Source organism: Amycolatopsis roodepoortensis, from assembly GCF_014873915.1.
Lineage (GTDB): Bacteria > Actinomycetota > Actinomycetes > Mycobacteriales > Pseudonocardiaceae > Amycolatopsis > Amycolatopsis roodepoortensis.
The window spans coordinates 634254-646068 of record NZ_JADBEJ010000004.1; the positions used below are offsets into that span (position 1 = coordinate 634254).

Consider the following 11815-nt stretch of genomic DNA (forward strand, 5'->3'; position numbering starts at 1 on the left):
ACCCCGCGTCAGAGGTCGTAGACGGCGCCCTGCTCGACCAGCTCGGCCGCGGGGAACGCGACGGCCGCCTCGGCGAGGACCGCGTCGCGATCGGTCCAGGGCGCGACGTGGGTGAGCAGCAGCCGCCCGACCCCGGCCTTGCGTCCCAGCTCCCCCGCCTCCTTGCCGGACAAGTGGACGCCGGCGGGCCGGTCGGGTGAGTCGGTCCACGACGCTTCGGACAGCAGGACGTCGGCACCGCCCGCGAGGTCGGTCAGGTTGTCGCAGACGCCGGTGTCCCCGGTGTAGGCGAGGGTCTTGCCGCCGTGCGCGAACCGCAGGCCGAACGCCGGGGTCGGATGGTCGACCGGGACCGCGGTGACCTCGAACGGCCCGATCTTCATGGGCTCGCACCGCAGCGTTTCGAAGGCGAAGACGTCCGTGAGATCAGTGGTCGCCCGCTCGTCCTCGTTCGCCGCGTACGCGTAGGTGAGCCGCTCGCGCACGTCCGACGGCCCGTACACCGGGAGCCGCCGCGGCCGCGCCGGGTACGGCAGCGCGGGGTGGTAGCGCCGCAGCACGGTGAGCGCGCTGACGTCGGCGCAGTGGTCGGGGTGCAGATGCGAAAGGATCAGCGCGTCCAGGTCGAACGGGTCGCGCAGCGCCTGCAGCCTGGCGAGCGTCCCGTTGCCGAGTTCGAGCCCCAGGACGAACCCGTCCGCCTCGATCAGGTAGCCGGACGCGGCGGCGTTGGGCCCGGGGATGCTGCCGGAGCAGCCGAGGATCGTGAGACGCACTGTGACACCTTAAGCACGGAATCGGCGATTTTAGGCGCTGGTGGGAGCCAGCACACCCGGAGCGAAGCCCATGAACCGCTGAGCGAGCCTCGTGAACGGCTCGGCGGATCCGGTGGCGACGAACTCGTGCCGCGGCGGGGTGTCGCGCTCGGCGAGGAGATCGGCCTCGGTGAGGACGCGCACGAGGTCACGCGCGGTCTCCTCGGCGCTGGACACCAGCGTGACGTCCTGGCCCATGACGATCTGCAGCACCCCGGACAGCAACGGGTAGTGCGTGCAGCCCATGACCAGCGTGTCGACCTGCGCGTCCAGCAGTGGTTCGAGATAGCCCTGCGCGAGCCCGAGCACCTGGCGCCCGGTGGTGATCCCGCGTTCGACGAAGTCGACGAACCGCGGGCACGCGACGCTGGTGATCTGCACGTCCTGCGCGGCGTTGAAGGCGTCGTCGTAGGCGCGCGACCGCACGGTGCCCTCGGTGCCGATGACGCCGATACGGCCGGAGCGTGTCGCGGAAACGGCCCGGCGCGCGGCCGGGAGGACGACCTCGATCACGGGGACGTCGTAGCGCTCCCTCGCGTCGCGAAGGCAGGCGGCGGAGGCGGTGTTGCAGGCGATGACCAGCGCCTTCACCCCGCCTTCGACGATGTCGTCCAGCGCTTCCAGCGCGTACCGGCGCGCGGTGGCGATGGGAAGCGGACCGTACGGGTTGCGGGCGGTGTCGCCGACGTAGCGCAACTGCTCACCGGGCAGCTGTTCCAGGATCGCCCTGGCGACGGTGAGCCCGCCCACTCCGGAATCGAAGACGCCGATGGGGGCGTCGGCGCTCGGCTTGGTCACACGGCGAGGCTACCGGGACCGGTCGCTTTCCTGGCCTGGGACCTGTCCACCCGCGCCATCAACCAGGCGGCGAAGACGCCGGACAGGGCGCCGAACAGGTGCCCCTGCCAGGAGACGCCCGGGTCACCCGGAAGCAGTCCCCAGAGCATCCCGCTCCAGATGCCCAGCAGCACCACGGCCACCAGGATCTGCCCGACGGCGCGATTGAAAATGCCTCGGACCAGCAGGAACGCGAGCCAGCCGAAGGCGACGCCGGACGCGCCGACGGTGACCGTGCCGCCCGGCGCGATCAGCCAGACACCGACGCCGGAAAGCACCCAGATGATCGCGGTGACCAGCACCCACCGGCCGATACCCGCGGACATCGCGAGGAAGGCGAACACCAGCACCGGGACGGTGTTGGAGAACAGATGCCCCCAGCCCGCGTGCAGCAGCGGCGCCCAGAGCACGCCGTCGAGGTCGGAGAGCTCGCGGGCGACGATGCCACCGCTCTGATCGAGGTCGGCGGGCAGGACGACGTCGACCAGCTCGACCAGGTAGAGCAGCGCGGTGAAGGCCAGCGCGACGATCGCGGCGGCCCTCGGGTTCGGCGGCAGGACGCGTTTGGCCGGATCGCCACCGGGCTCGCTCGCCGGGACCGGCTGGGAAGGCAAAGTGGTCACCTCCACAGGCTACGGCGGCGAACGGCGAGATCGCCTCCGTGAGAACCCTGAATTGTCGGTGGGTGCCGCTACGGTCGATCGCATGGGGTTCCCTTCTTCCGAGCACTCCGAGCACGTCGACGTGCCCGCCTACCTCGCGCGACTCGGCCTCGAGCACGAGCCGCCGAGCCTCGACGCGCTCTCCCGGCTGCACAAGGCCCATGTGGAGCGGGTGCCGTACGAGGATTTCGAAGTCCAGCTGGGCCGGGTGACCTCGCTGGACCCGGCGGTGTCGTTCGGCCGGATCGCCGCCGGCCGCGGCGGCTACTGCTATCACCTCAACGGCGCGTTCTCGGCGCTGCTGCGGGCGCTCGGCTACCAGGTCACCCGCCATCCCAGCGGGGCACAGATGCCGGGCGCGCCGTCCGGGATCCACCTCAACCACCTGGCCCTGACGGTGACCGGGCTGCCTGACGAGCCCGACGCCGGCTGGCTGGTCGACGTCGGCCTCGGGGACGGCCTCCACGAGCCGCTCCCGCTGCGTGAGGGCGAGTACAAACAGGGGCCGCTGGTGTTCCGCATGCGGAATTCGGAGGTCACGCCGGGCGGCTGGCGGTTCGACCACGATCCGCAGGGCAGTTTCGTCGGGATGGATTTCGCGCCGGAGGCGGCCGTGATGGCCGATTTCGCCGAAAAGCACGTCGAGCTGTCCACGTCCGAGGATTCCGGCTTCGTCCGCACGCTGGTGGTGCAGCGGCGCGACGCGGAGGGAGTGGATTCGCTGCGCGCGCTGACCTTGAGCGGTCTGCCGGGCGGCAAGACCGTCCTGGAATCACCGGCCGAGTGGTGGACGGCGCTCGAGGACGTCTTCGGCGTGGCTCGCGATGGTTTCACCGGTGAAGAACAGGACAGGCTGTGGCGGCAGGCCGTCGCCCAGCACGAACGTCACACCGTGGGAGGGAGTGAGGCCTTGCCCAGCGCGTAGTCCACGGCCGCTTCGGCGTGCAGCCTGGTGGTGGGGAAGGTGGGCACTCGGCTGTCTTCGGGGCCGACGAGCAGTTCGATCTCCGTGCACCCGTAGATGACGCCCTCCGCGCCCGCCTCGACGAGCCTCGCGATGACCTCGCGGTATCGCTCACGGGAGTCCTCGGTGACGACGCCGTGGACGAGCTCGTCGTAGATGACCCGGTGCACCGTTTCGCGGTCTTCTTCGCCGGGCACGAGCACGTCGAGGCCGTGCGCGGCGAGGCGTTCGCGGTAGAACGGCTGGGCCATGGTGAAACCAGTGCCCAGGAGCCCGACTCTGGTGATCTCGCGGGCTTTGATCGCGGCCGCCGTGGTGTCGGCGAGGTGCAGGAGCGGCACGCCCAGGCCGTCGGTGAGCTGGTCGGCGACCTTGTGCATCGTGTTGGTGCAGAGGACGACGAAATCCGCTCCGGCGGCTTCGAGAGCGAGGGCGGCGCGGTTCAGTTCCCGTCCGGCGTCGTCCCAGCGCTCTTCGGCCTGCATCGCTTCGATTTCGGCGAAGTCCACGGAGTAGAGCACGGTGCGCGCGGAGTGATACCCGCCGCGCAGCTCGCGGACGCGTTCGTTGACCAGGCGGTAGTACTCGGCCGACGATTCCCAGCTCATCCCGCCCAGCAGGCCGATGGTCTTCATGCTGCCATCGTGCCAGTACGAGCGGTTCGCGATGGGGCTCGTGAGTGGCAAGGACGGTTAGAACCGTCCTTACCACTCACGAGGGATCAGGCCCAGAGCTGCCCGTCGAGCCTTTCGGCCGCTTCGTCGAGCGAGCCGGAGTACGCGCCCGTCGAGAGGTACTTCCACCCCGCGTCAGCGACCACGAAGGCCACATCGGCGGGCTTCCCCGAAGCGGCGGCCTTCTCGGCGACGGCCAGCGCCGCGTGCAGCACGGCCCCCGTCGAGATCCCCGCGAAGATGCCTTCGTGCTCCAGCAGCTCGCGTGTCCGGCGAAGCGCGTCGTATGCGCCGACGGAGTACCGGCCGTTGAGCACGCTCGCGTCGTAGAGCTCCGGGACGAAGCCCTCGTCGAGGTTCCGCAGGCCGTACACCAACTCGCCGTAGCGTGGTTCGGCCGCGATGATCTGCACGTCCGGCTTGGCCTCGTGCAGGTAGCGCCCGACACCGACCAGGGTGCCGGTGGTGCCGAGGCCGCCGACGAAATGCGTCAGGGTCGGCAGGTCCTTGAGCAGTTCGGGCCCGGTGCCGCGGTAGTGCGCGTCGGCGTTCGCCGGGTTGCCGTACTGGTAGAGCATCACCCAGTCCGGGTTGGCCTCGGCCAGTTCCTTCGCCCGGCGCACGGCTTCGTTGGATCCGCCGGCGGCCGGGGAGAAGACGATCCGCGCGCCGTACGCCTGCAGCAGCTGCTTGCGCTCGGTCGAGGTGTTCTCCGGCATCACGCACACGAGGCCGTAGCCCTTGAGCTTCGCGGCCATGGCGAGCGCGATCCCGGTGTTGCCCGACGTCGGCTCCAGGATCGTGGAGCCGCGCCGGAGCGTGCCTTCGCGCTCGGCGGCCTCGATCATCGCCAGCGCGGGGCGATCCTTGATCGAACCGGTCGGGTTGCGGTCCTCCAGCTTCGCCCACAACCGCACGTCATGGGTGGGCGAAAGCCGGGGAAGGCCGACCAGCGGCGTGCCGCCGAGCGCGTCGAGCAGCGACTCGAAGCGAGCCATCGATCAGCCACCGGCCACGGCGGGCAGGATGGTCAGGGTGTCGCCGTCCTTGACCTCGGCCTCGAGACCGCCGGAGAAACGGACGTCCTCGTCGTTGACGTAGACGTTGACGAAGCGGTGCAGCTTCTCTTCCTTGACCAGGCGGGCCTTGAGGCCGCCGTGGCGGGACTCGATGTCGTCGATCACCTCGAGCACGGTCTTGCCGGTCGCCTCGACGGACTTCTCGCCGCCGGTGTGCGTACGCAGGATGGTCGGGATGGACACGGTCACGGCCATGGTTTTCTACCTCCGGTGGGTTCTCTGCTACGCAGACGTTCGGGCCGGTCCGGGATATTCCCGGACGGGGTTCAGCCGATGATCTCGACGGGCTCCTCGGTGATCTCCCCGTCCACGATCCGGTACGACCGGAACTGGTGCGAATCGGGGTCCTTGGTGGAAACGAGCACGTAGTGCGCGTCGGGTTCCGAGGCGTACGAGACATCGGTGCGGGACGGGTAGGCGTCGGTCGCGGTGTGCGAGTGGTAGATGACCACCGGCACCTCGTCGTTGGCGTCCATCTCGCGGTAGAGCTTGAGCAGATCGCCCGAGTCGAATTCGTAGAACGTCGGCGAGCGGGCCGCGTTCAGCATGGGGATGTACCGCTCGGGGCTGTCCGACCCCTCGGGACCGGCGATCACCCCGCACGCCTCGTCGGGATGGTCACGACGGGCATGGGCGACGATCTCGTCGACGAGTTCACGGCGGATCCGGAGCACGTCGCCCATCTTAGGTGCTGGAAAGGGTGGGTCCACACTCTGAGATCGCCGCCACTCCCACCCGCATCCAGAGGACGAAACGCGGGGTCAGGAGAAGGCTTCGGGCCAGACGTCGCGGTACGCGCGCATGTCCCCGGCCGAAGTGGCCGAAAGCACACCGTGCACCATCGCGCGCCCGAAGACCCTCGCGGCCGCCGAGCACAGCGTGTCCAGCACCATCGCGCGCCGCGCCGCCGCGACGGGGCCCGCGCCGCCGGGCAGTTCCCGGTCGCCGGTCGCCAGCGCGAACACCGTGTCGCCGTCGAACATCGTGTGCGCCGGCCGCACGGCCCTGGCGAGACCGTCTTGCGCGGCCACCGCGAGCCGCCGCGCCTCCGCCTTGGACAGCGCCGCGTCGACCGCGACCACGCCGATGGTCGTGTTGAGGCCGGCGGCCTTCGCCTCGACGTCGCCCGGCCGGTCGGGCCAGCGGACACCGAACTCGCCGTCGACTTCGTGATCCGCCGCGTACGCGCGGCCCGTCGAGAGATCCACGGCCTCACCGGCGGCGTTCACGGCGGCGACGACGCCGACGGTGAACTCCCCGACCTTCTCCGAGGCCGTCCCGATCCCGCCTTTGAGCGATCCCGCCTTCGCCCCGGCGCCCGCGCCGACGGTCCCAAGCGCGACCGGACCTCCGACAGCCGCTTCGCAGGCCGCGTAACCAAAGGAGGCGTCCGGACGGTTTCCCCACTCGCTACGCGGCAGGTCGAACAACACCGCGGCGGGCACGATCGGCACCACCTCGTGCGGCTGAGTGCCCACGGGGATGCCCAGGTTCCGCTCGGCCAGCCAGCGCATGACGCCGTCCGCGGCGGCCAAACCGTACGCGCTCCCGCCGGACAGGCAGATCGCGTTGACGTGCTGGACCAGGTTCTCCGGCTCCAGCAGGTTGGTCTCGCGCGTTCCGGGCGCGCCGCCGCGCTGGTCGACGGCCCCGACCGCGCCGCCGGGGACCAGCACGACCGTCGTCCCGGTGGCCCAGCCGTCGCCGACTCGCTCGTGGTGCCCGACCAGCACGCCGGGAACGTCGGTGATCATGACGTCAGCGACTGGATGAGGGTCTCCTGCACCCAGGTCAGCCAGTGGTAGACGCCGAGATGCGGCGCGCGGGGATCGTCCTCGGGCAGTTCGTCGGGCATGTCCTCGGTGACGTCGAGCGCGGTGCCCAGCGCCAGCCGGACGTCGTTGAGCGCGCCCAGCCACGCGTCGGCCTGCTCGAAGGTCAGCCGCACGTTGCCGCCGTCACGCGGCAGGGTGTCCAGCACGACCTTGGCGACGCCGACCTTCTTGTCCAGCAGCTCGGGCTCGTGGATCGACCGCATCGCGGCGGCCGAGTCGATGTCCTCGCGGGTCGGGTTGTCCGGGTCCAGCTTGTGGAAGTCCGGCAGCAGCCGGGAAAGCACCGGGTCGTCCGGCGATTCGGTCGGGCCCATCCGGATCCCGGTCAGCTCCGCCAGCTCGTCCTGGGGCGCCTCCTCGGCGCGCGCGGTGAGCATGTCCTCCAGCTGGCTGACCAGGCCGCGCAGCACCGCGGCCTCCTGCTGCTCGAACCCCGCGACGATGGTGTCGCCCTTACGGCGCCATCCGTTCATGAAGGCTGCTCCATGGTGGCCCAGAGGCCGGCCGCGTGGAGTTTCGCGACGTCGGTCTCCACCTTCTCCTTGGAACCGGACGACACGATCGCCTTGCCCTTCTGGTGCACGTCGAGCATCAGTTTCGTCGCGTGGTCCCGGCTGTAACCGAACAGCTTCTGGAACACGTAGGTCACGTAGGACATGAGGTTCACCGGATCGTTCCAGACGACCGTCCGCCAGGGTTTGTCCTCAGAGACGACCTCTACTCCCTGTGGATCAACCTGCGTCTGCTCGGATGCGACAGGCGTGGACATGCACTCCATGGTGTCACGGGCCGGTTCCGGTATGGGCTGGCAGGTCCGGCCATGTGGGTGAATAGGCTGGTGCCATGGGTTTCCCCGAGGCGGCCACTGGCGCCAGCACCGCGCTGCTCACCGACCACTACGAGCTGACCATGCTGGCCAGCGCCCTGTCCGACGGGACGGCGGACCGGCCGTGCGTCTTCGAGGTCTTCGCACGTCGTCTGCCCGACGGCCGCCGCTACGGCGTCGTCGCGGGCACCGGGCGGGTCCTCGACGCGATCGCCGACTTCCGGTTCACCGACGCCGAGCTGAGCCAGCTGGAAGCGACGGCCGTCGTCGACGACGCCACCCTTTCGTGGCTCGCGGACTACTCCTTCTCGGGGAACATCGACGGTTACCCCGAGGGCGAGCTGTACTTCCCCGGCTCCCCGATCCTGACCGTCACCGGTTCCTTCGGCGAGGCCGTGGTGCTGGAGACGCTGATCCTCTCGATCCTCAACCACGACAGCGCGATCGCGTCCGCCGCGGCGCGGATGTCGGGCGCCGCGCACGGCAGGCCGATCATCGAGATGGGCGGCCGCCGCACGCACGAGTACGCCGCCGTCGCCGCCGCGCGGGCCGCGTACCTCGCCGGGTTCGCCACGACCTCGAACCTCGAAGCCGGCCGCCGCTACGGCATCCCGACGCGGGGCACCGTCGCGCACGCGTTCATGCTGCTGCACGACAGCGAGGAACAGGCGTTCCGCGCGCAGGTGGACAAGATGGGCACCGACACCACCCTCCTGGTGGACACCTACGACATCACCAAGGGCATCGAGACGGCCGTCCGGGTGGCGGGCACCGAACTCGGCGCGATCCGCATCGACTCCGGCGACGTGGGCCCGCTGGCGCGCAAGGCCCGCGAGCAGCTGGACGCCCTCGGCGCCAAGGACACCCGCATCGTGGTGTCGGGCGACCTCGACGAACACGCCATCGCGGCGCTGCGGGCGGAACCGGTCGACGCGTACGGCGTCGGGACCTCGGTCGTCACCGGTTCCGGCGCGCCGACCGCGGGCATGGTCTACAAGCTCGTCGAGGTCGACGGCAGGCCGGTCGCCAAGCGCAGCGCGCACAAGGAATCCCGCGGCGGCCGGAAATCCGCGCTGCGGCGGCACCGCGAGACCGGTACCGCCGTCGAAGAGGTGATCTGGACGGCCGCCTCGCCGGTCCCGGAACGGGGACCGAACGACCACGAATTGCAGATTCCGCTGGTCCGGGACGGCCGGACGGTGGATGATTTGCCCACGCTGGACGATGCGCGCCAGCGGCTTCGGCGGGCACTGGTGAGCCTTCCGTGGGAAGGCCTCAAGCTCTCGCACGGGGAGCCCGCCATCCCGACCGTATTCGTCTAAAGAGAACTCAGGAGCAACACATGGGGACCGCCCTGATCGTGGTCGATGTGCAGAACGACTTCTGCGAAGGCGGGTCGCTCGGCCTGCCCGGTGGCGCCGCCGCCGCCGAAGCGATCTCCAAGCAGGCCGCGGAAGGCGGCTACGCGCACGTCGTCGCCACCCGCGACTACCACATCGACCCGGGCGATCACTTCAGCGAGACGCCGGACTTCAAGGACAGCTGGCCGCGTCACTGCGTCGCGGGCACTTCCGGCGCGTCGTTCCACCCCGCGCTCGACGTGGTCCCGATCCGCGAGGTCTTCTCCAAGGGCGAGTACACCGCCGCGTACTCCGGCTTCGAAGGCAACGCGCGCGACGGCAAGACGCTCGACGCGTGGCTGAAGGAGCACGACGTCACCGAGGTCGACGTCGTCGGCATCGCGACCGACTTCTGCGTCCGCGCCACGGCGCTCGACGCGGCGAAGGCGGGTTTCAAGGTCCGGGTGCTGCTGGACCTCACGGTCGGGGGATCGCAGCCGACCGTCGACGCCGCGCTCAAGGACTTCGACGAGGCGGGCGTGACCTACACCGGGAAGGCGCCGGTCCCGGCCGCATGATCCAGCACGACCTCCAGGACACCCTGATCGAAAACCGGCTCGTCGCGATCCTGCGGGCCGCGGACGCGAGCCGGTTCGCCGACGCCGCCACGGTGCTGCACGCGGCGGGCGTGCGGGTGCTCGAAGCGGCGTTGACCACGCCGGGCGCCACGGATGCCATCGCGACCATCCGGAAGAAGCTCGGCGACGACGCGCATATCGGCGCCGGGAGCGTGCGCGAGGTGTCCGATGTGGACAAATCGGCGGACGCGGGCGCGACCTTCCTGGTCACGCCGACGGTGAATCCGCTGGTCATGGAGCGCGCGCACGAACGCGGGCTGCCGGTGATCTGCGGCGCGCTGACGCCGACCGAGATCGACCAGGCGTGGCGTCTCGGCGCGGCGGCGGTGAAGGTCTTCCCGATCGCGGCCGTCGGCGGGATCGCCTACCTGCGGGCGATCCGGGCGCCGATGCCGGACATCCCGCTCGTCCCGACGGGCGGCGTGCACCTGGCCGACGTCGCGAATTACCTCGAGTCGGGCTCGATCGCCGTCGCGGCCGCCACACCGCTTCTCGGTGACGCGCTCACCTCGAAAGGGTCGCTGACCGACCTGGCGACCCGGGCGAGTGAGTTCGTCGCCGCGGCCGCGAAGTACGTCTCGCGCACCTAGACCCAACCCGGCATTTCGTCCTCTGGATGCGGTACTTGCGTGTGCAAGGACCGCATTCAGAGGACTAATTGCGGGAGTCAGGGCTTCTTCTTGCCGTACGGGTCACAGCTCGCGGTCCCGAGGTAGATGTCGCCCTTCGCCGGTCCGCCGCCCTGAGGGAACAGCTTGATGTGCAGCATGTGCGTCACGAGGCTCCCGTCGGGCGGGGTCGGCGTGACGGTCTCGTTGACCGTGAGCGACGCCAGCGGCGTCCCGGCCTTGCCGCCAGGGATGGTCAGCCGGTAGTTCTGCGGGATGTTCTCCGGCAGCGTGAAGCCGGTGACGTCGCCGAACTCGATGTAGCCGAGGCTGCCGTCCTCGGTGGTGCTGCACTTCGCCATGAACGAGCGGACCTTGATCACCGGGCCGCCGAAGCGTTTGAGCAGGGTGGTCTCGAACCGCCGTCCGGCCGCCTCGCCGATGGCCACCGCGCCGTTCCGGCCGCAGCGCGACTCACCCCCGCTGAACCGGGCGAAGTCGCCGACGGACCCGCCCGGAGTCTTCGCGCTCAAGGGTCCGTCGACGTCGCACGGCGCGAGCTCGCCCGTGACCACGTGTTCGTCACCGATCTCCACGTCGACCGAACCGACCGACGCGGCCGCCGTCGCGGGCGCGGGGCCGGCCGACGCGACCGCCGGACCTCCCGCCACCAGCGCCCCGGTCAGCATCGTCACCGACAACAGCCTCGAAACGGGTTTCCTCATGTCCGGCAGCCTCCACCAACCGCCTGTCCCGTGCAGGGTCATGCCACCCGGACGAGTGGACGCTCGATGACCGTGAGGTGCCCGACATTCGGTCCGCGTCCCGTCGTCTGGCGTTAACCTCGGTTCACATTCGTGTACTCATAGGAGGTCTGAGTGTCTTCGCTGTCTGTGACCGGCACCCGTCCGGTTCTCGCCGACCTCGTTCCCGGCGCGCTGGTCCGTGACGCGGTCCTGGTCGCCGGTGGGGCCGCCCTGACCGGCGCGGCCGCGCAGATCCTGATCCCGGTGCCCGGCTCCCCGGTGCCGATGACCGGCCAGACGTTCGCCGCCCTGCTGGTCGGCGCCGCGCTCGGCTGGAAGCGCGGCGCGCTGTCGATGGCGCTGTACCTCGCCGTCGGCGCGGCCGGGTTCGGCTGGTTCCAGAACGGTTCTTCCGGCCTGTTCGGCGCCAGCGCCGGGTACATCGTCGGCTTCGTGCTCGCGGGCGCGCTGGTCGGCGCGCTCGCCGGCCGCGGCGGTGACCGCACGCCGTTGCGCACGGCGGGGACGATGGTGCTGGGCAACCTCGCCATCTACTCGGTCGGCGTGCCGTGGCTGATGGCGTCGACCGGCTTCGGCCTGACGACCGCCCTGGAGAAGGGCGTCGTGCCGTTCCTCATCGGCGACGCGCTGAAGATCGCCGTCGCGGCGGCGCTGCTTCCGGGCACCTGGGCGCTGGTTTCTCGCTTCCGCAAGGAGTCGTGACCGGCCCTTTCACCGCCTCACGAGCTGCCATGAAAGGTCCCTTCCTTGCGAAATCCGCGAGGAAGGGA

Annotated in this window: 16 protein-coding genes; 5 read left to right on the forward strand and 11 right to left on the reverse strand. The window is 70.2% G+C overall.

The annotated features are described in order from the left end of the window. Window positions 1-8 precede the first annotated feature (8 nt). From H4W30_RS13600 to H4W30_RS13610, 3 genes are read right to left on the reverse strand one after another with little or no spacing between them, the layout of a single operon-like run. A complete protein-coding gene (locus H4W30_RS13600; protein WP_126732708.1) occupies window positions 9-776 on the reverse strand; it encodes an MBL fold metallo-hydrolase in 768 nt (255 codons plus the stop codon). 30 nt (window positions 777-806) lie between these two features. Continuing rightward, on the reverse strand, window positions 807-1613 hold the full coding sequence (gene murI, locus H4W30_RS13605) for a glutamate racemase (protein WP_192743174.1): 807 nt from the start codon (window positions 1611-1613) through the stop codon (window positions 807-809). After that, window positions 1610-2266 carry a rhomboid family intramembrane serine protease gene (locus tag H4W30_RS13610; RefSeq protein WP_126732874.1) on the reverse strand — a complete coding sequence of 219 codons (657 nt, stop codon included), beginning with the start codon at window positions 2264-2266 and terminating at the stop codon, window positions 1610-1612. Before H4W30_RS13610 ends, murI begins: the two co-directional genes overlap by 4 nt. 91 nt (window positions 2267-2357) lie before the next feature. On the opposite strand from H4W30_RS13610, the gene H4W30_RS13615 reads away from it, so the two are divergent. Then, entirely contained in the window at window positions 2358-3239 is an 882-nt protein-coding gene (locus H4W30_RS13615) for an arylamine N-acetyltransferase family protein (protein ID WP_192743175.1), read from the forward strand. Here the strand turns inward: H4W30_RS13615 and H4W30_RS13620 are convergent. The 7 genes from H4W30_RS13620 to clpS all read right to left on the reverse strand — a co-directional run bounded on the left by H4W30_RS13620 (window position 3200) and on the right by clpS (window position 7635). Next, entirely contained in the window at window positions 3200-3913 is a 714-nt protein-coding gene (locus tag H4W30_RS13620) for an aspartate/glutamate racemase family protein (protein ID WP_192743176.1), read from the reverse strand. The genes H4W30_RS13615 and H4W30_RS13620 overlap by 40 nt on opposite strands. Before the next feature lie 86 nt (window positions 3914-3999). Next, window positions 4000-4950 (reverse strand): PLP-dependent cysteine synthase family protein, encoded by a 951-nt coding sequence (locus H4W30_RS13625; protein ID WP_192743177.1) that lies wholly within the window; start codon window positions 4948-4950, stop codon window positions 4000-4002. 3 nt (window positions 4951-4953) lie between these two features. Continuing rightward, window positions 4954-5226 carry a MoaD/ThiS family protein gene (locus H4W30_RS13630; protein ID WP_005165659.1) on the reverse strand — a complete coding sequence of 91 codons (273 nt, stop codon included), beginning with the start codon at window positions 5224-5226 and terminating at the stop codon, window positions 4954-4956. 71 nt (window positions 5227-5297) lie between these two features. Beyond that, complete coding sequence (locus tag H4W30_RS13635; protein WP_016336788.1) at window positions 5298-5714, reverse strand: Mov34/MPN/PAD-1 family protein; 417 nt, start codon at window positions 5712-5714, stop codon at window positions 5298-5300. A gap of 78 nt (window positions 5715-5792) precedes the next feature. Then, the gene (locus H4W30_RS13640; RefSeq protein WP_192743178.1) at window positions 5793-6785 is read right to left on the reverse strand and encodes a P1 family peptidase; all 993 of its coding nucleotides are present in this window, start codon (window positions 6783-6785) and stop codon (window positions 5793-5795) included. Further along, window positions 6782-7339, reverse strand: a complete 558-nt coding sequence (locus H4W30_RS13645) for a DUF2017 domain-containing protein (RefSeq protein ID WP_192743179.1) — start codon at window positions 7337-7339, stop codon at window positions 6782-6784. The genes H4W30_RS13640 and H4W30_RS13645 overlap by 4 nt, the downstream gene beginning before the upstream one ends. Continuing rightward, window positions 7336-7635, reverse strand: a complete 300-nt coding sequence (clpS, locus tag H4W30_RS13650) for an ATP-dependent Clp protease adapter ClpS (protein WP_005165655.1) — start codon at window positions 7633-7635, stop codon at window positions 7336-7338. Before clpS ends, H4W30_RS13645 begins: the two co-directional genes overlap by 4 nt. 74 nt (window positions 7636-7709) lie before the next feature. Here clpS and H4W30_RS13655 point away from each other — a divergent pair, with 74 nt between their 5' ends. From H4W30_RS13655 to H4W30_RS13665, 3 genes are read left to right on the forward strand one after another with little or no spacing between them, the layout of a single operon-like run. Beyond that, complete coding sequence (locus H4W30_RS13655; RefSeq protein WP_192743180.1) at window positions 7710-9014, forward strand: nicotinate phosphoribosyltransferase; 1305 nt, start codon at window positions 7710-7712, stop codon at window positions 9012-9014. A gap of 20 nt (window positions 9015-9034) precedes the next feature. Continuing rightward, window positions 9035-9610, forward strand: coding sequence for a nicotinamidase (locus H4W30_RS13660; RefSeq protein ID WP_125673754.1), 576 nt, complete (start codon window positions 9035-9037; stop codon window positions 9608-9610). Beyond that, on the forward strand, window positions 9607-10260 hold the full coding sequence (locus H4W30_RS13665) for a bifunctional 4-hydroxy-2-oxoglutarate aldolase/2-dehydro-3-deoxy-phosphogluconate aldolase (protein ID WP_192743181.1): 654 nt from the start codon (window positions 9607-9609) through the stop codon (window positions 10258-10260). The genes H4W30_RS13660 and H4W30_RS13665 overlap by 4 nt, the downstream gene beginning before the upstream one ends. A 77-nt stretch (window positions 10261-10337) precedes the next feature. Here H4W30_RS13665 and H4W30_RS13670 read toward each other — a convergent pair whose 3' ends face one another. Next, on the reverse strand, window positions 10338-11003 hold the full coding sequence (locus H4W30_RS13670) for a choice-of-anchor P family protein (protein ID WP_192743182.1): 666 nt from the start codon (window positions 11001-11003) through the stop codon (window positions 10338-10340). A gap of 153 nt (window positions 11004-11156) precedes the next feature. Here H4W30_RS13670 and H4W30_RS13675 point away from each other — a divergent pair, with 153 nt between their 5' ends. Further along, complete coding sequence (locus tag H4W30_RS13675) at window positions 11157-11747, forward strand: biotin transporter BioY (RefSeq protein WP_192743183.1); 591 nt, start codon at window positions 11157-11159, stop codon at window positions 11745-11747. The last annotated feature ends 68 nt before the right edge of the window (window positions 11748-11815 follow it).